This is a genomic window from Rhodococcus sp. G-MC3, assembly GCF_030063335.1.
Classification (GTDB): Bacteria; Actinomycetota; Actinomycetes; order Mycobacteriales; family Mycobacteriaceae; genus Rhodococcoides.
In genome coordinates this window covers 73859-95219 of sequence record NZ_JASISW010000022.1, presented here as the reverse complement: position 1 = coordinate 95219, position 21361 = coordinate 73859, and the positions used below count along the sequence as shown (strand labels likewise).

24 protein-coding genes and 2 pseudogenes are annotated in these 21361 nt (G+C 62.7%); 7 read left to right on the top strand and 19 right to left on the bottom strand.

Features of this window, described 5'->3' with window-relative positions; translation table 11 throughout:
* Positions 1–477: 477 nt before the first annotated feature.
* Positions 478–894, top strand: a complete 417-nt coding sequence (locus QMK17_RS21315; RefSeq protein WP_283511293.1) for a hypothetical protein — start codon at positions 478–480, stop codon at positions 892–894.
* Between the two features lie 56 nt (positions 895–950).
* Here the strand turns inward: QMK17_RS21315 and QMK17_RS21310 are convergent, their stop codons facing one another.
* The 5 genes from QMK17_RS21310 to QMK17_RS21290 form a co-directional block, all read right to left on the bottom strand.
* The gene (locus QMK17_RS21310; RefSeq protein ID WP_283511292.1) at positions 951–1376 is read right to left on the bottom strand and encodes a trypsin-like serine peptidase; all 426 of its coding nucleotides are present in this window, start codon (positions 1374–1376) and stop codon (positions 951–953) included.
* Positions 1294–1809, bottom strand: a complete 516-nt coding sequence (locus tag QMK17_RS21305; protein WP_283511298.1) for a trypsin-like serine peptidase — start codon at positions 1807–1809, stop codon at positions 1294–1296. The genes QMK17_RS21310 and QMK17_RS21305 overlap by 83 nt, the downstream gene beginning before the upstream one ends.
* A gap of 171 nt (positions 1810–1980) precedes the next feature.
* Positions 1981–2184 carry a hypothetical protein gene (locus QMK17_RS21300; RefSeq protein WP_283511291.1) on the bottom strand — a complete coding sequence of 68 codons (204 nt, stop codon included), beginning with the start codon at positions 2182–2184 and terminating at the stop codon, positions 1981–1983.
* A 4-nt stretch (positions 2185–2188) separates the two neighbouring features.
* Positions 2189–2716 carry a hypothetical protein gene (locus QMK17_RS21295; RefSeq protein WP_283511290.1) on the bottom strand — a complete coding sequence of 176 codons (528 nt, stop codon included), beginning with the start codon at positions 2714–2716 and terminating at the stop codon, positions 2189–2191.
* A 266-nt stretch (positions 2717–2982) separates the two neighbouring features.
* Positions 2983–3765, bottom strand: coding sequence for a hypothetical protein (locus QMK17_RS21290; RefSeq protein WP_283511289.1), 783 nt, complete (start codon positions 3763–3765; stop codon positions 2983–2985).
* Between the two features lie 412 nt (positions 3766–4177).
* Between QMK17_RS21290 and QMK17_RS21285 the strand changes: the two genes are divergently transcribed.
* On the top strand, positions 4178–4336 hold the full coding sequence (locus QMK17_RS21285; RefSeq protein ID WP_283511288.1) for a hypothetical protein: 159 nt from the start codon (positions 4178–4180) through the stop codon (positions 4334–4336).
* Between the two features lie 132 nt (positions 4337–4468).
* Here the strand turns inward: QMK17_RS21285 and QMK17_RS21280 are convergent, their stop codons facing one another.
* A complete protein-coding gene (locus QMK17_RS21280) occupies positions 4469–5911 on the bottom strand; it encodes a DUF6924 domain-containing protein (RefSeq protein WP_283511287.1) in 1443 nt (480 codons plus the stop codon).
* An 88-nt stretch (positions 5912–5999) separates the two neighbouring features.
* Here QMK17_RS21280 and QMK17_RS21275 point away from each other — a divergent pair, with 88 nt between their 5' ends.
* Both QMK17_RS21275 and QMK17_RS21270 read left to right on the top strand, forming a co-directional pair.
* Positions 6000–6692: a hypothetical protein gene (locus QMK17_RS21275; protein ID WP_283511286.1), complete on the top strand. Its 693-nt coding sequence runs from the start codon at positions 6000–6002 to the stop codon at positions 6690–6692.
* 432 nt (positions 6693–7124) lie between these two features.
* Complete coding sequence (locus QMK17_RS21270) at positions 7125–7571, top strand: hypothetical protein (protein ID WP_283511285.1); 447 nt, start codon at positions 7125–7127, stop codon at positions 7569–7571.
* A gap of 14 nt (positions 7572–7585) precedes the next feature.
* On the opposite strand, the gene QMK17_RS21265 is transcribed toward QMK17_RS21270, so the two are convergent.
* Complete coding sequence (locus QMK17_RS21265) at positions 7586–8392, bottom strand: TetR/AcrR family transcriptional regulator (RefSeq protein ID WP_283511284.1); 807 nt, start codon at positions 8390–8392, stop codon at positions 7586–7588.
* Between the two features lie 254 nt (positions 8393–8646).
* Between QMK17_RS21265 and QMK17_RS21260 the strand changes: the two genes are divergently transcribed.
* On the top strand, positions 8647–8982 hold the full coding sequence (locus QMK17_RS21260; protein WP_283511297.1) for a hypothetical protein: 336 nt from the start codon (positions 8647–8649) through the stop codon (positions 8980–8982).
* A 172-nt stretch (positions 8983–9154) separates the two neighbouring features.
* Here QMK17_RS21260 and QMK17_RS21255 read toward each other — a convergent pair.
* The 5 genes and pseudogenes from QMK17_RS21255 to QMK17_RS21235 all read right to left on the bottom strand — a co-directional run.
* Positions 9155–9478 (bottom strand): annotated as a pseudogene (locus QMK17_RS21255) (transposase); the annotation flags it as partial.
* A gap of 62 nt (positions 9479–9540) precedes the next feature.
* Positions 9541–10395 carry an acyl-[acyl-carrier-protein] thioesterase gene (locus QMK17_RS21250; protein ID WP_283511283.1) on the bottom strand — a complete coding sequence of 285 codons (855 nt, stop codon included), beginning with the start codon at positions 10393–10395 and terminating at the stop codon, positions 9541–9543.
* 79 nt (positions 10396–10474) lie between these two features.
* Positions 10475–11251 carry an SDR family oxidoreductase gene (locus tag QMK17_RS21245; protein ID WP_283511282.1) on the bottom strand — a complete coding sequence of 259 codons (777 nt, stop codon included), beginning with the start codon at positions 11249–11251 and terminating at the stop codon, positions 10475–10477.
* Positions 11248–12480 (bottom strand): acyl-CoA dehydrogenase family protein, encoded by a 1233-nt coding sequence (locus QMK17_RS21240; protein WP_283511281.1) that lies wholly within the window; start codon positions 12478–12480, stop codon positions 11248–11250. The genes QMK17_RS21245 and QMK17_RS21240 overlap by 4 nt, the downstream gene beginning before the upstream one ends.
* 29 nt (positions 12481–12509) lie before the next feature.
* Positions 12510–13307 (bottom strand): crotonase/enoyl-CoA hydratase family protein, encoded by a 798-nt coding sequence (locus QMK17_RS21235; protein ID WP_283511280.1) that lies wholly within the window; start codon positions 13305–13307, stop codon positions 12510–12512.
* A 102-nt stretch (positions 13308–13409) separates the two neighbouring features.
* Between QMK17_RS21235 and QMK17_RS21230 the strand changes: the two genes are divergently transcribed.
* A complete protein-coding gene (locus tag QMK17_RS21230) occupies positions 13410–13919 on the top strand; it encodes a winged helix-turn-helix transcriptional regulator (protein WP_283511279.1) in 510 nt (169 codons plus the stop codon).
* 140 nt (positions 13920–14059) lie between these two features.
* On the opposite strand, the gene QMK17_RS21225 is transcribed toward QMK17_RS21230, so the two are convergent.
* The 3 genes and pseudogenes from QMK17_RS21225 to QMK17_RS21215 all read right to left on the bottom strand — a co-directional run.
* Complete coding sequence (locus tag QMK17_RS21225) at positions 14060–14191, bottom strand: hypothetical protein (protein ID WP_283511278.1); 132 nt, start codon at positions 14189–14191, stop codon at positions 14060–14062.
* A gap of 97 nt (positions 14192–14288) precedes the next feature.
* The gene (locus tag QMK17_RS21220; protein WP_283511277.1) at positions 14289–15149 is read right to left on the bottom strand and encodes an enoyl-CoA hydratase-related protein; all 861 of its coding nucleotides are present in this window, start codon (positions 15147–15149) and stop codon (positions 14289–14291) included.
* A gap of 167 nt (positions 15150–15316) precedes the next feature.
* A pseudogene (locus QMK17_RS21215) lies at positions 15317–16384 on the bottom strand (IS1380 family transposase); the annotation flags it as partial.
* Between the two features lie 216 nt (positions 16385–16600).
* On the opposite strand from QMK17_RS21215, the gene QMK17_RS21210 reads away from it, so the two are divergent.
* Positions 16601–16981 (top strand): VOC family protein, encoded by a 381-nt coding sequence (locus tag QMK17_RS21210; protein ID WP_283511276.1) that lies wholly within the window; start codon positions 16601–16603, stop codon positions 16979–16981.
* 246 nt (positions 16982–17227) lie between these two features.
* Here the strand turns inward: QMK17_RS21210 and QMK17_RS21205 are convergent, their stop codons facing one another.
* From QMK17_RS21205 to QMK17_RS21190, 4 genes are all read right to left on the bottom strand, one after another.
* A complete protein-coding gene (locus QMK17_RS21205) occupies positions 17228–17941 on the bottom strand; it encodes a TetR/AcrR family transcriptional regulator (protein WP_283511275.1) in 714 nt (237 codons plus the stop codon).
* A complete protein-coding gene (locus QMK17_RS21200) occupies positions 17938–18861 on the bottom strand; it encodes a sterol desaturase family protein (RefSeq protein ID WP_283511274.1) in 924 nt (307 codons plus the stop codon). The genes QMK17_RS21205 and QMK17_RS21200 overlap by 4 nt, the downstream gene beginning before the upstream one ends.
* A gap of 337 nt (positions 18862–19198) precedes the next feature.
* Positions 19199–20239 carry a YncE family protein gene (locus tag QMK17_RS21195; RefSeq protein ID WP_283511273.1) on the bottom strand — a complete coding sequence of 347 codons (1041 nt, stop codon included), beginning with the start codon at positions 20237–20239 and terminating at the stop codon, positions 19199–19201.
* Positions 20240–20408: 169 nt separating this feature from the next.
* Positions 20409–21053 (bottom strand): DUF4190 domain-containing protein, encoded by a 645-nt coding sequence (locus QMK17_RS21190; protein ID WP_283511272.1) that lies wholly within the window; start codon positions 21051–21053, stop codon positions 20409–20411.
* Positions 21054–21361 lie beyond the last annotated feature (308 nt).

Genomic DNA, 21361 nt, shown 5'->3' with positions numbered 1-21361 from the left:
TACGGATTCTGCGGCGACATCCCGCCGATCGAATGCGAACAGCTCCACTACACTCGACAATCGGATCAGCTCGCGAGCTGACCGAACTCACACGAAACCAAGTCTCCGGACTCACCGGTGCGGTTCACACCACCCATTAAGCGAGCCGTGTCGCGAAAACTTGAGTGCGCATTCGTTGGCGCGTTGGTCGCCAAGGAAAAGGGCGGTGTCCGTCATTGCTGGGGTCGTGTCGGTGGTCGCCACCAGCAGGGGTAGGAGTCGTGATTGGGTCATGCATGGGTCGACGCGAACTAGGCAGGGTCGGGTTGCTGGGGTCGTCGGTAGCAGGACCGCCTCGCGCTGCTCCGGTGAGTAGACACTGCAGACCTCGCTACCAAGCCGCGACCGATCGAGGTCGACCGAACCGCAGGCAGGGACGGAGCCGTCATTCTCGCCGGTCACCGACTCCACCTCGGAGTCGAGCGAGCGGGTGCATGAGTGACGCTGCGAATCGACTCAGGGCTGATCTATGCCAGTTTCGACAACGTCCTGCTCGCGACACTGCCGAACCCGCTCGATGCCAGCCAGGTCGCGGCTCTGACCGGCACACGGGAAGCTACGGGAACGTTACCCGCGCCGCCGCCGGCTGAGCCGCAGAGCGTACAGCGACGCGTCCCGAAAGACGGCCGAATCGTGGTGACCGGCCAGCTGCTCAAGGTCGGCCGTACCCACGCCGGAACCATCGTGACGGTCGTCGTCGAAGACAACTACTTTCGCGTCCTCGACGGCATCATCGAGCTTGGCGTATACGCACGAACCTCCACCAAACCCATCCAAAAACCAACGCCCATCGCCCCAAAAGCGGGTAACCATGTGTCGATGACGATCGGTCAAAGATGTCCTGAGCCCCTTTAGGTCACGGCGATCTTTTCGGCCTCGGGGGCGGGTGACGGCGCTATCGACGATGCGCCTCAACGCGCTGTCAGATTGACGATCGTGTCGAAGAGCTCATCGGTGATGCGGGTCCCGGTGTTGGTCTGCGAACCACCCGTCACGTGTATGCCGATCGCGTAGTTCTCTCGGTATATTGCGGAGCCGCTTTGGCCACCAAGGGTGTCTGTGGTGTAGGTGAACGTGTTGCCGGTTTCCGCTGTGATTTCACCGTTCGCGGACCACATTGTCCCTGCCGGCTTGTCTGCTGGATATCCGGTGATGGTCTGAGTAGATCCGACCCAGGTCGCGTCCTGGGTGTTCTTCAATCCGATCCAGCCGACGGTGTTGCCTACGGGCTCGGCGAGTTTGACAACTCCCCAGTCATGTCCGGATCGCTCCGGGAAGAACTGGTCGACCCAAATCTCTTTGGCGGGGACAGTGCCCCACGGGGGCACTGGTTCCATTGCGTGCGGGACTGAAGGTCAGGTTGGAGGCGACCTGTCCATTTCTCATAAGGCAGTGTCCGGCTGTGACCAAGGTGTCTGGCGAGACGAGCCATCCGGTGCAGTTGTTGGCCAGACCGTTGTAGTCGATCGCGCCGAAGCTGCGGGAAGGGAAGGCGTTGGTGTTGTTGATCATTCCGAGTTCGTCGGGGCCGAAGACCGATCGTGCGTCCGGGACCTGTCCGAGTGATGGGGAGGTGGTTGTCAAGCCGGTGTCGCGTGTTATTCCTGCAGCCTCGATGAGGGTCGAGGTGTCAGCGATTCCGTTGACGACGCGGTACCCCACCGGTGTGGTTGGATCGATTTCGGGCACGCCCTGGGCCTGGTGGGGCGACGCGACGTGCCCGCAGATGGAAATGGCTAGCAGGGATACAGCCAGAACTGCTCGGCGCATAGCCATAGTTCCTATTCGTCGGCACCGTGCCCTCGGCACGATCACTGGTGGGCAGTCAAGTTCACGCGGCGCGGACATATCAGCAGGGCTAGTCCTAGTGGAGGCTTGTCTATCAAGCTCCTTCGGTGTCCCCGACGATGTTGCAGGCCGGGGACACCGAAGAAGTAGAGGTCAGCTCGTGGGTGAGGTATAGCTACCGTCGATACGACCCTTGATGCGTCGCAACGCTTTCCGCCCCGCTGGCGTCACCGCTGTACAGGCTATTGCCCCGATCGCAATGCCCTGCGAGACAGCCGACCAGCTACCGGGATCGTCGCCGAAGACCGGCCATTTGTAGATCAGGCCGAGGACGAGGAGAAAGACTATTGCCCGCATAGAATCACCATCCCATTGCACTCGACACTGCGCCACTTGCGCAGGTCACCGCCAGACCCCAACCCACTCGCCCGGCGAGGAACTTCACGAATGCCAAGTAGCCAACACGCTTTTGGAGGATTTCGAGGATGGCGTCGTAACCGATGACGCCGCCAACGCACCCGACGACGGCCTGCGTAGCGTTCTGCAGGAAGCTGTCCTCGTAGAGCTGGATATCACCGCGGTACTGCGGTGTCGAGTCGACGAACGCCAACTCTTGGCCTGCGCGGTCGAAGGCGAGAAGCTTGTTGTCTGCGCTCAAACCCAGCTTGTTGGTTTCGGCAGGCAATGCCTGTGATCCTTCGCGGGCAAGAATGGAGTTGACCTGTGAAATCGTCGCCGCATCCACGGTTTCTACGGTCGATGCGCCGGTCTGAGTTGCTACGTCGGCGTCGGTAGTGGCCGGTTGAGCAACGGCTACGCCACCACCGATGACGGCGGTGGACAACGTCACAGCGGTGATGATTCCTGCGACGGCTTTGATGTTGCGCATAACTCTCCTCCAGGATGTATGAGTCACTGAGCTCGATAGTCAGTCGATTTCGCGTCATGGCCGTAACGATGTACGCCGATGACGTGGACGTGCGCCGCGTTCTTCTCAGTATGGTGAGAGACGGCCTTCAACCTCACGGTTGGTGGAGGAGGCTCCCGACGTGTACAAGGATGAATCCTCAAACACACCGAGGTGTGCTGGGTGGAAAGTTACCAGAGTCAACGATCGCGCGCAGGGTCTAGCGTGAACTGCTCTTTGCCAAGGTTTTACGTCACCGTCAGTACGACCAGTAGAGCTGCCCTTGCCGCCTCGAGTTCTATGAGTGAGATCGTCAACTCGATGGGTTCGTAGTCGCCGTCGAGGGTCAGGAACCGAACCGTGAGGTCGATTCTGCGGCCTGGGTCGCTGGCACGGAGATCTTCCACCGCTTGTTTCGCTGCGGGCATGTCGTCTGGGTGCAGAATCGGCGCATCGGCTGTGTTGTCTGCCATCCACGCGATACGCGGCGCAGGCGTTCCGTGCCAGTGCAATAAATTCAGCGTATCCGGATCTGAGATCGCGCGATACTGGTTCCCTGTTGTAAGCGCTTGCGCGATTCGGTCACCGAACTGTGGTGCTGGCTGGCGAATCGATGGGGGCGCAGCGCCAATATCGACGGACAAGCCCCGAAGAAACCGCGGCGAGGTCTCAGGGGCAGAGCCCAAATGTGAATGTACGGCGAAATGTACGTGCCGATCGATGCCGGGACGATGTTCGACGACGGTGTACCGGTCCACACTGGTTCCGGATCTACGTACGAGACCGGCAAGAGCGGTAGCGTTTTGGTCCGACAGATCGAACGCCTGCAGGGCGTCGGCGATCGGACGCCGGGTCGGTACGCCAAGATCGATCCAGCTCGAGGACATTCCGGTGGCTTCGCTGCGCATCGCGAACCCAGCTTCCAAATCCCACAGGAAGGACCACGAGGGCGCCGGTGTCGTCGGTGATTCGGTACTGGGGAAAGTACACACCCACACTCCGTGCACCCGATCGTGGGTGCTCTCGATCACTGGTAAAGCGGCAATGCGTCGCGATCTTGAAACATCGACGAGCACAATTTGTTTGGAGCGAATGCACTCGATCACCGCGTCGAGTAGCTGCTTCTAATTCTGAGTTACAACTGATCTCCACGGCACGCCTTGCCTCGCCTTGTCACCGACCATCAATACCGTCATGTCACGCGGCTCGATGACATCGAGAAGCAGCCAATTGTTCTTGAGTGTCACCCTGCAACGTTCTCACACACGGAGAAGCCCGCCACTGTTGGACGCAGGCCGCGTCCAACAATCGGGAACGACTCTCGACATGAGAATGACGAACTGCCTGGCAATCTGAACGCGATCTCAAACACCCATTCCGATTCTGCGACACGCTCGCCCGCACGTCCGGTGTTCGAGAGATGGCTGGGTGGATGATCGCACGATGGCCACAGTCCTCGACAGTGCCGGTCTGGACCGACTCACCGCTGCAGTCCTGGCGCGGAACCCGCACCCCCATGAGCGACGCTGGGTCAGCCTGAGCTGCGCGATCGTCGACGCAGTCTGGTCGACTGTCGAAAATATGGAACAACTTGCACGATAGACGGACCGACAGCAAACGTATGCCCGCCCGCCGAAAACGCGAGACCGCTAGCTCTACGGTGTACGTAGCGTTCTGATAGTGGCACCGCGTCGAGGGCTCAATCGACAATCTGTAGTCCTTTTGCCAAACTCGTCAGAACCCGCGGAAGATCCCGTCTTCGCCTGTACTGTCTGCGAAGTCCTCGAAATCCATGTTCGCGAGGGACAGGTTGTTCTCCACACTCCACATCTCGGTGGGAATGACGCGGAAGGTTCTGCCGCGCGGACGTTCCGGGTCGTCGGGACCTGTGTAAACCGTGACGATGGGCATCTCGGGATTGCGGACAGTTTCGGCGTCGACGAGAAATATGTAGTACGGCGGCGGCTCACCCATCAAATTGAGCACTCCGTCGACGGTTAAACCGTCGTACACGCGGTTGTCGATGCAGGTGATGTTGGCGGCGAAATCCATGTCACTGCCCTGAGGAACCGGGGCCATGGCGGTGACGGCGATGGTGCGCCAGGCGTTTTCGTCGGTGAAATCGGTTCTTAGGAGCAAGGATTCGTATCCCCGTGCATCCTCGAACGTGCGTCCGGTTCCCAGGGACGCGAGCACTTCCGCTTCCTGGCGGTCGTGTTCCTCCGAGGCGAGCTCTGCGCTGATGTCGGCTGGATTGCGGTTCGGTGGGTCAACGGGAACAATCGACTCGACGATGCGCACGCAGTCCGCCTTATCCATCTCCTGATAGCTGCGTATCTCGTACGTCCAGTCCCCGAGGGGCTGTCGGTGCCGTTGGGGTGTCGAGTCGTTAGGCCAATCGAGTTTGGGCTCACCGATGGCGGTCACCCATCGACGCAAGGTGAACTGAGGTGCGTTGCCGCCGACGGACAAGCTGAGCTCGCCGGTGCGGGGATCGCCGGAAGTGGGATGGACATGCGTCGTCAGCGGGAGCCATGTTGGCACCGCCTGGGGGATTTCAGCCAGTGCGCGCTGGCGTTCCTCGTGCTCCCGCTGGTGCTGTGTCAGCTCGTCTTCTTCAGTCCGCGACGGCCCGCTCCACGAGAACAGGTCGCGGTCGAACGCCTTGTCCACAATGGGATCTGCGAGCTCCATCCAGTCCTCGCCACGCTGCCAACGCAGCGCGACTCCGAGTTCGGCGTCGAATACGTAAGTCACATTTTCGTTCGCTTGTTGGTCACGCCCGCTGACCTCCCATCCAGCGCGGCCGCGGACCGTGGTGTGCCGGGGAGTGGTGGGATCGACGAAACGGTTGTCGTCGAATCCGCGGGTCGTTCTCAGCGGGAACGTGTCGTACGCGCGCAGCAGCAGCGACGGCGAGCCGATTCCCATCACTGCGTAGATGGTGTTCGGAGATTTCACGGCGTGGACCATCGTCCCGTCTGCCCCTCGCGACCATCGGTCGGTGGGTGTCTCGATGAATACGGGCTCACCGGCGGCGTTTTCGTAGCGCCACGCTGCATCCGGTATGTGTCTGATCAGCTGCCAGGACCCGTCTGGACGGTGGACGGTTCCGCTGATGCTGCGTCCCATCGTGCCGTAGTTTGCGCCTCGCACCTGTTCCCACGTTGGAGCCATACGAAGAACGTACCCGACGGTCCCTTCCTTACCTGCCGGTAGCGGAGCGTCGCCGCTGAAATCCTTGTCGGTGCGAGATGATGACCGGATGTGGAGACTGCCCCTCTGGTTCGCCGTATTCGGATCCCTGATCGCCGTGCTCGGGAGCGGTTTTGGTGATATCGGATTCAAGCGGAGTTCGACCGATACTTGCGACGGTGCGACCAGCTTCACGGTCCGGTACTACGGACCGAGTTGGGGACAATTACTGACGATCGCCGTGGTCGGAGCCGTGCTGGGGGCTCTGATCGGCGGTGCCGCGCACCTCGCGGGCGTACGGATGACCACCGCTGGCGGAAACCGCGTCGGGCGGGTAGTAACCGCGGGTCTGTTGGGTGTAGTTCTTGGCTTAATACCTGTGTGGGTTTTGCTCGCCGACGCGCTGACCGGGATGCAAGCCGGTTACAGCGTGGCCGTAGAAACGGTTTCTTTGTTGACGCTGTACGCAGTCAGCGCTGTCCTCGCCTACGGTGCGGCGCTACTGTTTGTCTGGTCGATCTTGCGCGTCACTGGTGACGAGGTCGCCCGACGCACAGCGAGGCGCGTGGCATTCTTACTGCCGGTGGGTGGCATCGCTGCGACCGCGTCGGGGGTGGGAACGGCGTGGTTGTACGACTTCAGTACCAGGCCGTACACCGTGGTGGCATCGGTTCTTGTTGTCGCATTGGTGCTCTCGGCGACCTTTACCGCAGCGAGAATCTGGGCGCTAGGTGGGAACGGCCCGGCAGAGTCTCTCGGGTAATCGTCGCCTAACCAGAGCTGACGGGCAGTGCGCGAAGAATAGCTAGTACGCGAGTCGTCGCAGTGTTGGCGCGTAAACGTCAATCCCGGCTAAGTAAGCAGCGACTCTCTCGCAGATGGTGCAGGTCTGAATCAGCGGCCGGCGTGTCCGCGACGGGCGAGGTGGCCATTCTTCCGAAGCCAAACCATCGGCGGGTAATTGTAACCTCGCCTCGAACGTCGTCGGGCACCTAAAGAATTGCCCGTTCGGGCGACGAGCGGCGCACTGGGTGGGCAACCACTGGGCGAAACCGACGGGACCAGTCATCGATGTCGACGTTGTCGGTCGTCGCTGTTGGTCGGTCACCCTCGCCGCAGGACCCCCCGTCGGCGGTACAGACCAGCGGCCGAACTACTCCTCGCCTGGCCGGGTCGAGATCTAAAGTCGCGCAGCATGACCGATTGCGGTGACCTCGAATCGATGTGCACCGTCGAGGACGGGTTTGTTCTGCTGTTCCGCCAACGGGACCCCAATACCGGCGCCCTGGGACCGAGCAGCCTTGTTCGGGTCGACCTGGACGGCACCCCGACGTTCGGCCCTCCACTGCGCCATCCGATCACGTCGTACAAGCCGTTCCTAACCGCCGCGCCACCGACCATCTTCGACGGCGCAAACGCCTTTCGTGTGCTCGACGACCTCACCGTCGATATCGCCCAGCCTCTGCCCGACCATGTGCTGGACGGGGGACAGGTGGGAGACAGGCTCTGGGTCGTCGATCATCCGCCGGACGGGACTGGACGGGCGCGGTGGTGGCCGCTGACTGGACCATCGACCTACAGTCGTTTCCGACTCGGGCGTCCGGTGAGCTCGTTCGCAATTCGTCCATCGGGGCAAGCATGACCGCCGGCCGAACCCTACCGCCGGTCATCTCCATGGGACGCTTGGATACTGCAGTCCATCGCCGTCTGATGACTTGTCAGCAGCACTGCGGAAGTGTGCTGACGGGGTTCATGGGTGTCTGTCGGTGAGCGGCGGGGCCGTGATGTGAACTTCGCTGGTGAACCTTCAGCCGCCGCGATGGCGTGAAGTCCTCCCCACGTGAACATGGTGAGGTAGTCGGTGAGGTCAGTGATCGGCATCGTCCCGTGTTCGATCCACCAGTGTGTCGCCAGTCGAACAGCACCGACGATCGCAAACGCGAACGGGACTGAGCCGCCGGAGTCCATCTCGTGGGTGCGCAGATGTTTTCCGAGCACGGTGGCGAGAAGTTCGGCGATCGTGCGCTCCGCCTGCGTGGTGGCGTCACGGCTTGTGGTGTTGGCCATGACGTAGAGGTAGACATCGGGGTCGTGTGCAATTGTTTCGATGTAGGCGGTGATGACCGCCCGGGTGAGGTCGTATTCGCCGAACTTCTCAGATATCGCGGATTGGATACGCGGGGCGAGAGTTGTTTCGAGATAGTGCGCCATCGTGGCGTTGGTGAGGCCGTTTTTGTTTAGGAAGTGTTTGTACAGAAGGGTTTTCGATATTCCAATCTCGGCGGCAATGTCATCGAGTCCGATGTCGCATCCGTGCAGTCTGATTGCTGCCAGTGTGCCGTCGAGAAGTTCCGCACGACGTGCGATCTTGTGCTCCCGCCACCGGCTCTTGCGGCCGTCTGTTCGTGTCGGCGAAGAAATCTGCCCGCAGTTCGCCTGTGTGAATACCGTGTGGTTTGCCATGCCTTCAACATGATCACTGATCATTGCGCCAGTTGTCAACGGCATGGTTTGGTCGAGCATCGGCGCCGATGCAAACTCGACGTTGCGTTGCGCCCGATGGTCTCAACTCATCGACTTCGGCTCACCGTTGACGATCCAGCCAGGTTCCGGCCGGTGGACGTGTGGTCGCGATGGGACACGGTGTTGCGCTTCGCCGACCGCTATGCCTCGACCACCCTTGTGCTCGATCATCTGCGCGGCACTATTTTTTGGACGTGACCGAATGGCCGCAGCGGACGTGCCCGGTAGCGGTACCGATCGACCGGTGGGGCCACATGCCGTTCCCCGCCGATGCGATGAGCGCGGCCGCCATCGCCGACATTGTCGAGGCACACCGGACGCGACTACCCCCGCGCCGGAGCCCGCTGGGCAAAGGCTACGAGACCGCACTGATCCCATGCACGACGCCGCACCGTTATGTCGAATCGGTCTTGTGCTTTGGGCTTGTCGATGACATCAGTCAGGGTACTTCAGATGCTTTCGGGTTTGAATCGATCATTTTCGGTGCTCGGGGCCAGGGGGTGACCGGTGCGAGGTTCGTGTGTGTCTGAGCCGCACTGTCGTCGGCTGCGGTGCAGCAGCTGGCGTAGGTGTCAGCGCCGACCGGTAACGGCTTTGAAGATGAACAGCAAGATGACTGCGCCGAGAATGCTGTCTCTGTTCCTGTTCTATGTGGACAAGGGCCGATGTTGTGCCGGTCCGAGATATCTGGGTGATCGCCTGGCGACGCCGCCTCTTCTTGACGATCTGCGGTGCGAACGAGCAATCGATGTCGCGCGGGACTTCGATCTCCACCGGCCCGATCTCTGTAAGTACCGTCTTCGAACGAGTGCCGTTGCGGGAGTTGCCCCGCTGCCGCGGCCGACGGCGTCGAGTTTTTCGTAGCCGAGGTGTTCGGTCATCTCCGCGTCCAACGCCGATTCGAGGACATTCTTGGTGAGCTGATCGAGGAGCCCGCTCTAGCCCATCAACTTCGATGCCTTGCCCCTTGGCTTGAGCCAGGAACTGCTCGGCCAACTGCTTCTGATCCACCTCGGTCGCTGCCATGGGATCCAGTGTTCTGTCATCGCCGATCGTTCCCGCCGAGCTGGGCTCGGCGTGTCGAACCGCTACGGGTCCGTGACACCTTGTTCTGACGTCAGAGGCGGCAAAGGTTGCACGGTGGCGGTGGCGGCGACCGTGCCGTCCTCGAGGAGTATCCATAGGCACAGCTGGCGTGGTGTTCGTCGGGCACGGATGCGGGGGTGCGCGCCCGGGGGGATGGGGCGCAGGAATTCCACGATGGCCCGGTGGGGTTCGGTGAGTAGGTCGGTGTTGTCCTCGAGTTGGTCTTCGATGGCCTGCCAGTAGGTGGCGTTGTTGACGTGACCGAACGGGTCGATGTCGCTGCTGCGGACCGAGAACAGCCGGTCGGTGGCCGAGTCGGGCGGCGTTGCGGTGTTGAGTGGGCGCCACTTGAGCCGGGTGTCGTGGACGTAGCGGCTCAGTTCGGCTTGGGCGGGGTCGCTGATGCGGGCGAGGTATCCGGCGGGATCGACCTTGATGCAGAAGGATTCGGTTTCCACGAGTCCGGGTGGGCGGCGCTGGGGGTTGAACGGTGAGCTCTCATGGGTGCTGCGCACCCGTTGGCGCATGTTGACCCAGCGGGTGGAGGTGGCCGAGCACCAGCGCTGGACTGCGACGTTTCCCGGCCAGCTGATGGGTGAGATGACGTCGATGATGGTGCGGCGCAGGATCCAGAAGGGGTCCGAGTCGTAGAACAGTGATGCCTCGATCATGTCGGTCGCGATGTCCTGCAGATAGCGTGCGATCGCGTCGAGTCGTACCCGCATGTGGTGGTCGACGTCGTGGGTGCGAATGCGGTAGGAGGCGGCGAATGGTGTGGCGTCAGCAGGAATTTCCGGCAGCGCAGTACTGGTCGGAAGTTGCGACCGCACGCCGTGGTCAGGGGTGGTTGCGGGCATGGTAGTCCTCGATGAAATTGGGTTAATGAGAAACGACGTACGGTGGGGCCGGTGGTGGACCGGCCCCACCGTGGGGGCGTCAGCGGTGAGCGTTGAGGCCGCCGTCGAGCGGGATGACCGCGCCGGTGATATAGGTGCTGGTCGGGCCGAGTAGGAATTCGGTGATTCCCGCGATGTCGACCGGGCGGCCGACTCGCCGCAGCGGAATACGTGCGGCGAGTTCACTCTCCCCTGCGGCCAGGAGTCCCGCGGTCATCTTCGAGGGAAACAGGCCCGGGGCGATAGCGTTGACCAGGACGTGAGGGGCTAATGCGCCCGCGAGCTGCTGGGTCAACAAATGCACACCGGCCTTGCTGGCGCTGTAGGAGAAGTTGTCCATTCCCGGCTGCGGCGAACGCAACCCGTCGATACTTCCGATGTTGACCACACGTGCGGGATCATGCAGTGTGGCGCCGGCGCGCAGCAGCGAGGTCAGGGCCTGGGTAAGCATGAACAGGCCCTTGAGGTTCACCGAGAGCACTCGATCCCAGGCTGCGGCGGGGAACTCGTCCAAGGGTGCGCCCCAGTTCGCGCCCGCGTTGTTGATCAACGCGTGCAGATGGGGCTCGCGCGCGGATACCGTCGCTGCCAGAGTGGCGACGCCCTCGACTGTCGCGAGGTCGGCCGGCACCGCATATACGCTGCCGAACTCGGCCAACTCTGCTGCGGCGGAGTCGAGTTCGAACTCCTTGCGGCTGCTGATGTAGACGCTCATCCCCGCGCGCAGCAGTCCTTCGGTGATCATGCGGCCGATTCCGCGGCCACCGCCGGAGACCACAGCGACTTTCCCGGCGAGCGGAGAGCGCGGCGCAGTCATCGGATCCTCCGGCCGGTCAGCGCGCTGGCGATCATGAGGCGCTGGATCTCGCTGGTGCCTTCGTAGATGGGGAAGATCTTCGCATCACGCGCCCACCGTTCCACGGGGTAGTCGCGTGTGTAGCCGTTGCCGCCCAGGATCTGGATCGCGCGTTCGGTGGCATGCACGGCCACCTCGCTGGCTTTGAGCTTGGCCATGCTGCCTTCGGCGCGCGCATATCGTTGCCCACGAGCGGCCATGTTCGCCGCACGCCACACCAGCAGCCGGGTGGCGTCGATCTCGGTGGCCAGATCCGCCAGGGTGAAGGCGATGGCCTGGTTGTCGATGATGGGCCGACCGAATTGTTCGCGTACGCCGGCGTATTCGAGTGCGTACTCGTAGGCGGCGCGTGCCACGCCCAGCGCCATGGCGCCGATGCCCGGGCGGGTTGCCTCGAACGCGGCCATGGCCGCCGGCACCCGCACCCGTCGACCCTCGCGGACCGCAGCCAGGCGCGCGTCGAGCTGTTCCTTGCCGCCGAGCACATTGTCCGCTGGTACGCGCACGTCCTCGAGCAGAACCTCTGCGGTGTGCGAGGCACGCAGGCCATGCTTGGCGAACTTCTGCCCCTGCCGCAGCCCGGGAGTACCCGGAGGGATGTAGAACAGCGCGTGCCCGCGGGCACCGAGGCCGGGGTCGGTAACCGCGTTGACGATATGCACGCCCGCGATGCCGCCGTTGGTCGCCCATGTCTTGGTGCCATTGATCACCCACTCCCCGCTGGCTTGGTCGAAGCGGGCGTGGGTACGGATCGCGGCCGCGTCGCTGCCCGCGTCGGGCTCACTGGCACACAGCGCGGCGACCGCGGGTTCGTTTGCGGTGCCGAAGAATTCGGGCAGCCACGCGGTGACCTGATCGGGAGTCGCGGCACTGAACATCGCAAAAACAGGCAGGTAGGTACCCAGTAGCGCCTGCCCCATCCCGCCGTCACCCCAGAAGATCTCCTCGGCCACGACCGGCAGCAGCAACCCGGTCGGATCATCGCGCAACTGGACGGCGAAATCGGCGGAATACAGGCCGGCGGCGGCGGCCTCCTTGATCACTGGCCACGGCATTTCCTCACGCTCGTCGTATTCCGCAGCGGCGGGGCGAACAAAGCGCTCGGCGAAACCGTGCGCCCAGGCGCGGGCCTCGGCAACCTCCTCGGGCAGGTCGAACAGACCCGGGCGGGCGGCTGTCGGTGCAGACATCGAGTGAACTCCTTCGGTTGGTGGAGCGGTCAGTTTCCGGTGAACACGGCGTCGCGGCGCTCGATGAACGAGCGCATGCCCTCGACGCCGTCGGCGGTACGCAGCAGCCGCGCGATATCGGGACGAAGCTGCTCTATCGCGGCTTGCTCACCCGACAACCGGGCCCGGTGCGCGGAGGCGAGCGTGGTCTGCACTCCCAACGGGGCACAGCGCTCGGCGATCGTGGCCGCGATCGCTCGAGCAGTGGCCAACGCCGCGGTGGGATCAGGTGCGATCTCTTGCACGAGGCCGATGCGATAGGCCTCGTCAGCGTCGAACTCGTCGCCGGTCAGGATCCAGCGCATGGCGTTGCCCCACCCGGCGGTCTGGGGGAAGCGGAAACTCGCGCCACCGAACGGGTAGATGCCGCGCCGGTTCTCCATCTGCTTGAACCGGGCATCGGCGGAGGCGATCACGATGTCGGCGGCCAGCAACAACTCGATCCCGAGGGTCATCACCCAGCCGTGCGCCGCCGCGACCACCGGCTTGGTCCAGGGGTCGTCGAGTCGCCACGGGTCGCGCGCCCCGGCGGGCAACTCGAAGGTTCCCGCCGCCAGATCGGCGCCGACGTCGGCCAGGTCGAGCCCGCCGGTGAAGTGCTGCCCGTGCGCGAAGAGCACACCACACCACAGACTCTCGTCGGATTCAAGTTTTCCGTACGCCTGGGCGAGTTCGGTGAGAAGTTGCTTGGTGACCGCGTTGCGCTTGTTCGGGCGATTGAGGCCCATGAGCAGCACATGACCCTCCCGTTCGACGGTGACAGCGGGTGGACTACTCCAGTCAGACATGCATCCTCCTGCTAAGTCGTATATTAAGACTGACAGGACGGTAGTGGATTACCCCTCGTCACCGCAAGTGGGTCTCAAACAAAGACTGATATGATGAAGCTGATGAAAACGACGTCTTTCGCCGATTGGCCCTGCACCATCGCCCGCACCGCCGACCTACTCGGTGACGCGTGGACGCTGCTCGTGTTGCGCGAGGTGTTTTATGGTGAGACGAAATTCGACGGGTTCATCGCCTCGCTGCGTATCGCTCGCAGCACCCTCACCGACCGGCTGCGCAAGCTCGTCGATGCCGGCCTGCTCGAACGCCGTGAATACCAGCTCGACCCCGTCCGGCACGAATACGTGCTGACCGAATCGGGCCGCGACTTCTTCCCCGTCATGGCCGCGATGAAAACCTGGGGTGACAGCTGGGCGCACCGTGGGGAAGAACTCCCGGTGATCCTGAGCCACGACTCCTGCGGCCACGAGCTGCACACCACCGTGGCCTGCGCACACTGCGGTGACCCTGTCCGCCTGCATGAGATACACGCACACGCCGGGCCCAGCTTCCCCCAGCGACTGCTCGGCAATCCCGAGGTAGCGGCACGCTTCGGCATCAGCACCGACACGTAACCCCGACGGCACCTCCGGCGGTGAACTGAGTGGGTGGCTGCTGCGACGACGATTTCCCACGGCGGGAGCCCCGCCGAGATCATGTATTCGAGGACCGCACGCGGCATCCGCCGACGGGCCGTCACCGCTGCGTGTCGGTGTTAGAGCTCGATCAGGTCGTGATCGCGGATCCCGGCGGCGAGCAGAATGAGGTGTTCGTCGGTGCTACCGAAGGTGTGCTCGATGGCCAGGAGCCGACGGACGTACTGGCCGATCGCGTGTTCGGCGGTCATCCCGATTCCGCCGTGCATTTGTAGTGCTCGACGCGGCTTCGGTGCTGGACCTGGTGCTGCCTTCTCTCGGGGAATCGGGATGGTGAGGTGCGTAAGGTCAGCGCACCGAGGTGGCCGCCTGTGTGGCGCTGAATGGACTCGGAGAATCCGCCGTCGGCCTTCGCGCGACGGGCCTCATCGTTGAAGTGGGTGAGCTGGTGCCCGTCGAAGTACGCGTCGAGAGCAGCGTGAAAGCCCTGTACCTCGACGAGGGTGCGGTCAAGGACCGCTTGAGCACCTTGGTGGCGAACGGCGGTGCGAGCGCCACCCGGTTCGCGAGCGTCGCGACCGCCTCGTCGAGCTGGTCGACGGATACGACCCGGTGGACCATCCCGCTGGCCAGAGCATCTGCAGCGGAGAGCCGGTCCCCGGTGAACAGGAATTCGCGGGCCTTACAGTGCCCGAGCACCCACGGGTGCACCAGCACCTCGACCGCGCTGACTCCCATAGTGTGCAGAACCGGGTCGGCGAAGAACGCGGTGTCGGCGGCGCCGATCATGTCGCACACGTTCGCAACCATGAAACCCCCTGCGACACAGACGCCGTCAACCCAGGGCGATGGTCGGCTTCGGGAGATTGAATATGTTGAGGCAGTAGTCCATGTACGAGCGGGACTCGTACTCCCACCGCTCCTCCGGGGAGAAGTCCTGCCGCTCGACCTGACCTCCTTGAGGTCGTGCCCAGCGGAAAAATGCCCGCCCTTGCCCTCAAAGACCACCGCACGCACCTGCGGGTCAGCACCAGCACGCACGACCGCGTCGTTCAGCTCGTCCAGTAACTGGCTGTTCTCGGCATTGCGCTGCTCCGGACGGTTATGCCAGATGGTCGCTACCGAATCGGCGATCTCGTACAGCACGTAGCCGTAGGCCACGATCGTCTCCCTTGAAAGGTGTGTGATGGGCGAACTGCTGGCCGACATATCTATTCGGATCTACGCCTCCGTTTGCTGAGCGGTGGCGTATGAATCGGTGATTTCGCGATGTGAGTGATGGTGTGCAGGCGGTAGCCGCTGGTCTTCCCAGCTTTTCCACAGTTGTGTCCTTGACCGGCCGTTGTCGGCGGTGTGGTCGGGTGCCAGGTTCCGTTCGGTGGTGAGCTTCCGATAATGCTGTGCCACAGGTTAAGCCACGCATCGGACCAAGGCCAATGGGTCGGTAGATGCAACGTCGGTTTGCGTTGGGGGCGAGTCAGGCGGGCAGGGATGTTGACGAGTTTTCTCCGCAGAGTCGCCCCTCTCGCTTTCGCGTAGGGTCCGGCGGCAACGACTCCGGTCGCGCGTAGCAGGTTGTGGGCGATCGCCGCGCACAGAATCCAGGCGGAGTTTGCGGCGAACGATCCGGACGGCATGTGCGCGAGTGGTCCGTCGATCAGGTCGGGGAAGACGGTTTCGACGATCGCGTGCGCGCGGTGGGTGACGTCGGCGGTGGTCGTCGGCAGGGTGGTGACGGCGGAAAACGGGTGATGCCGCCAGACGGGAAAGAGGGCGTCACCGTTCGCAGCGTCTTTGACTCGGCGAACGATCAGCCGTGCTGTGACCGGATGACATGTGGAAGCGTAAGCGGTGTAGATGGTTTCGGCGACTTCGGCGTCGGAGATCCATCCGCTGGTGTCTTCGGTCTGGGACCGAGCCGGGGTATCTCACCGGCGTCCGCGCGTCGTCGTGGATCGAGTCGATGGTTCGCTGCACGGCGGTGTTACGTGCCGTGACCAACGAGAATTCGGTTCCTGCTCGCACGCGTGCGCGGACCACCGAGCTGCCGCTGTACGCGGAGTCACCGCGGACGCGGATCTTGCCGGTGGTGCCGGCCAATCGGGCGGTGACGATCGCTTGGGGACCATCAGGGCGGCGCCCATACCTGATCCGGCGCGTCCGGCCCGCAGTCGCATACCGGCGACGACCGGGGCGGAGTCGGCGGTGCTGATGATCGTGGCGAGGGGGGAGAGTCCTTTGCGGAGGATCTTATTTCCGGCGATTCTCGCGTGCCCATACGAGGCGCCTTGTTTGGCTTGGCCGTAGACCGGACGCAGCAGGGAGTCGATGTCGACGAATGCACGGTCGGTGATGCCGGGGAGGATGCCGGTGCGGTCGGCGAGGGCGATCAGGTGCTGGCGCAGGACCGATTCGAGTCAGCGGTTGTGGCCGAAGGTGAACTCGAGCTCAGGGGGCACCTTCTTCAGTTCGACACCCGGTTAACGGACACTTTCATCGGTGGATCGAGGCCAAACCCAGTGTCGTGCCACATCTGCTCATTCTCAGCTTCGCACGGCACCGCTTCGGCGTCCGCTATGTCAGTCGCGACATCATGGGGCATGCTGAGTTTCTTCGCGCCTCACGCGCTGTGGCGTAGGCCAATCCGACAGGAGCCTGTGATGGCCAGTATTCAACCTGAGCTGTGGGTCGATCGTGGCGCCGCCGCCGTGGCCTTTTACGAGGCGGCGTTCAGCGCGACAGTGATGCATCAGGTCGGCGACGGCGAGGACATCGTCGCGCAGTTGGCAGTCGGGGACGCCGTGTTCTGGGTCGCGACCCCAGGCGCCATCCGGGGTCGGCTCGAACCCCTTGCCGCTGGCGGAGCTACAAGCCGTACCCTCCTCGTTGTCGACGACCCGGACAGTCTCATCGAGCAAGCGGTCGAGGCGGGTGCTCGCCGGAGCGCGGCGGTCGCCGACGAGCACGGTTGGCGACTGGGACGGATAATCGACCCGTTCGGTCACGAGTGGGAGCTGGGGCACCCGCTGACGGAGGCTTGACCAAAGCGTGCGTGCTTCGACAGAGGCTGTTCGGTGGCTGAGGGGACAGAGCATCGTCGTGATGAGTTTTGGCTGCTGCCTCTGCACACAGTCGAGGCCCCAAGAGTTCGTCGCCAGCGGGGGAGACCTCAGGATTGTTGCTCCTGTTCCGGCCGTGCTGCCGATCGCAATCAAACCGTTCGTCGGATCGAGTTCGCTGGTGAGTCGGAGGCTTGTCCTCCCGGTCGCGCGGCGAGCATCACCTTGTCAGGGATGTAACACGTCGGGAGAGGTGATGGCGCTGAGGATGCGGTAGCTGCGCTGGGTCATGTCGGCGGCGGTCTGCTCGGGGTGGCGTAGCCACCATCGGACGAGTGCGGTGACGATGCTGATCCAGATTTCGGTCAGTACCGCCGCGTCCTCGTTTTCGAGACGTGTTTTGTCGACGAAGTTCGCGACTCCGCGGGCGCCCTGAGCATTGATGAGATCGCGATAGTGTTGTGCCGTTTCGTAGGCGGCTCCGCCGGGCGTAGTGGTGCGGTCGGTAAGAACGTTCCAGTCATGAGGGCGAGGTTGGAGGCCGTCGAAGATAGTGGCGAGTGTTTCTGCTGCCTTGCTCAGGGGCGGGTGATCGGTGGCGAGGACAGTTTCGATTCGGTCCACCATGTTCTGTCCTGCCCGTCGGACACATTGGACATACAGAGCCTCTTTGGAGCCGAAATAGTTCATTATCAACGGCTTGGAAACTCCGGCGTTTGCGGCGATGGTGGACAGGGAAGCGCCCGCATATCCAAGCTGGCCGAACTCGTCGACTGCGGCGTTCAAGATGGACTGCTCGCGTTCGCTGCGTGGCATGCCCTTGGTTCCCGCCGGTCGATTCGCTGCGGTCGAGGTGTTCTCGTGATTGCCGTCCACGTCGACCAGTCTCCCGTATCCCCGTGTCGTGGATCCAGCGAGGGCGGCGGGGTCCCAGGTAATCACTGGGTCGCGGTGATTTTGCCTTCTGCAGTGCTGTTGGTGGCTTGTTTCTCGGCTTCACGCAGACGGCGGGGCTTCCATCCTGGCGGGGCGAAGATGTAGCCGAGGCGGTCCAGCCATCGGGGAGCTTGCTTCACATCCGCGATGATGTTGCCGTACTCGCGATATTGGAGCTTGAAGACGTTATGGGTGTTAACCGGAGTGGTCAGTCTGTATGTCGGTGTGTGGAGTTCTTGCTGGAAGGTGCCGAACATGCGGTCCCAGATAATTAGGATGCCGCCGTAATTCTTGTCGAGGTATTCAGCATCGCTGCCGTGGTGGACGCGGTGATGTGAGGGTGTGTTGAAGATGACCTCGATCGGGCGAGGCAAGCGCCCGATGGTCTCGGTGTGACTGAAGAACTGGTAAATCAGGTTGAATCCGAATGCGACATAGATGGTCCAAGGCTCGAAACCCAAGAACGGCAGCGGGAGCCAGAAGATGGCCTCGGACCACGGATTCCATTTCTGCCTCAGTGCTGTGCCGAGATTGAAGTGCTCACTCGAATGATGTGCCTGATGAGCTGCCCATCCGATGCGGACACGATGGGAAAAACGGTGGTTGAAGTACCACGTGAGATCTACGACGACGAACAGCAGAATCCAGCTCCACCACGTGCCGGCCGGGATATGCCAGGGCGCGAGGTGCGTCCAGACGAGCGCGAACAGGAACAGCGTCACGATTTTGATCAGCAACATGAACATCAGGGCGCCGGAACCCATCAACAGACTCGTGCGTGTGTCGATCATTGAATAGCCGGTTTTTCCTTCCCTGCGCTCGTCAGCACGAAGCATGACTGCTTCGATCGCAACTAGAACGAAGAAAAAGGGGACCGCGTAACTCAATGGGTTCTCCACTTGCCGCCACAATGACACGATGTCCATCTGACCTCCTCGTTCAATTGACCGATTGGTAATTTACCGATCGGTCAACGATTTCGCAAGGGCAATCGAGATTTGCTCGGGCGAGGATCGCGGCGAGGTGATCGAGATTGGACCGGCATCGGACTTCAAGTCCGCCAAGAGTTCCTGCACCGGGCTTACGGCCTGCTCAGCAGACCATGGTTCCCATTCCTGAGCGCGCTCCGCACCGTCAAATTGTCCTGACGGTGCGGTAACTGCGTTTTACGACACACGACTTGTCGAGCTGCATGGCCGCACCTGTCCACGGCGCTGCCCGCGGATGGGTGCGGAAGGTGCTCAACCGTGTTGTCGTGTAACGCTATCCTTCGAAGGAACCGGTTGGGATGCACGCAATCCCGATGCATGGCTGCGCGGCGGAGGTCAGCACGCTGACCGAGGCGCCTTCACCGTTGGTGAGGTAGGCAGTGGCATTGTCGGGGGAGGCGATGGCGCCGCCGGGTCGTGCACCGACAGTGACTGTCTGACGCGAGCTGGGGTCGGCGGTGTCGATGATTGCGGCGGTGTCGATGTCGGACTGGTTGACGAAAATCGTCGATCCATCGGGGGTGACAGCGATACCGGTCAATGTGCCGCCGCCGATCGCGATCGTGTCGATGACGGTGTTGGTCGAGGCGTCGATGACGGCGACGGACTGGCTTATTCCTTCGACGGCGTACACCCGTCCGGCCGCAGACGTTATCCCCACTGGTAGCCCGCCGGTGGGGATTGTCGCGACGACGGTGTCGGTGGCGGAGTCGACCGCTGAAACCGTTCCGGATCCTGCGTTGGTCACGTAGACGGTGCCATCGAGCGCAGTCGCCAGGACGGGGTTTTTTCCGACGGGCACTGTTGATTCAACGGTGTTGGTGGCGGTGTCGATGACTGTGATTGTTCCGGAAGTGGGGTTGGTGACGTAGACGGCGTCGCCGGAGGCGGTCATGCCGTTGAAGTTGGGTTCGACTGCAATGTCGTCGACGACCGTATATGTCTGCGGGTCGATGACGTAGACCGTGCCGGCGCTCCCCGCGACGTAGATGTCGCCCGACGGGGCTACCGCGATACCGCCGACCGACGCCGGGGTAGCTGCCCTAGTAACCACGGTGTTGGTGGCGGTGTCGATGACGTCGATTCCTTCGCCTGCCGTGACATACAGGCGGGTGGCGTCGGGGCTGAACGCGAACTGGTTCGGAGCCTGGCCCACAGCGATGGTGGAGGAAACATCCCACGCCGATGCCGGCGCAGCGCCAGCGGCCGGTACTTGTGTCGTGGCGAGGACGGCAGCTGTCAGGAACGGTAAAACAGCCAGTCGAGTGATACGGCGTGGGCGAGGTGATGCGGACGGGCGCACAGAATTCAGCACAGACATGGTTCCTTCACAGGTAAACAACGAGTCAACGTAATTTAAAACCTATTGGTCCGAAAGTTGTTCGTCTAGCGAAGTAGGAAGAAAAGTCTGGACGCGGGATTCGCACCCGATTCGTGGGCATTCTGCTCGGGGCTTGCTGCCCGGTCACGAGCTGGGCGGGGGATCACGGTCCGGGGACCCAGTAGCCGCCTTGGTTGGCGGCGTTCGACACGCACACCATGTCCACGCCTCCTGGTGAGACCGCGATGCCCCGCGCCGACGGATCGCAGGGCGCACCCTGATCGGCGTAGGCAATGATCGGTGCCGAGCGCACCCAACGTGCTGTGCTTCGTCCCGCGTAGGCGCACTTGAGGAAAGTGTCATTCGAGGAGGTGGCGTGATTGTCCACCGCTGGATCGCAGGGATCGTCGACGGCGGGGAGAGCGAGGGGAGGTTCCTTCGTCACCGCGATAGTCGTTTCTACGGGCGGAGGAGTAGTCAGGGACGGAACGATCACTGTCGTGGGCGGCGCTTCCAACGGTGTCGCGGGAAGCGAATAATCATGGTAGACGGTCGCATTCGTCGAATCGTCGACGGTCAGTCCCGTTCCGAAGCCGTAGACGACGGTCGCTACCGCGATGGCTTCGATCGCGCCGATTACAAGACCGGCGATTGCCACCCTGCGGCCGGCGGGCCGCCAGAACGCCAGAATCCCGAACACGATCGCGACGGGGAACAGCCCCAGAAGCGCTGCAATGAGCGCGATCACGGCGTACGGATTGATCGGGTCGACGGGCCTGCCCTGACACTTGTTCAGATCGACGGTCATCGCCGCGCCACTCCGTTCAGCAGGTTCTAAGTGACTGCGACGCTATGCCGTCGGCCCCGGCCCGAGGAATATACCGGCAGGTAACCATTCGAATGAATGAACGCCTCATCCAGACGCGTCGAGATTGTTCACGGCGCCGGAGCGATCAGTTGCTGTTTGTTGCTCGCACGCCGAGCCGTCATGTCCCGTAGCCACGAATGCGAAAGCTCTCAGCAACCAGGCAGCGGGTGCGCGGCGCCACGAGGCCCCACGCGCTCGTCGGGCAGAACCTCGGAGCGGTAGGCAAGGCAGTCCGGTAGGAACGGAAT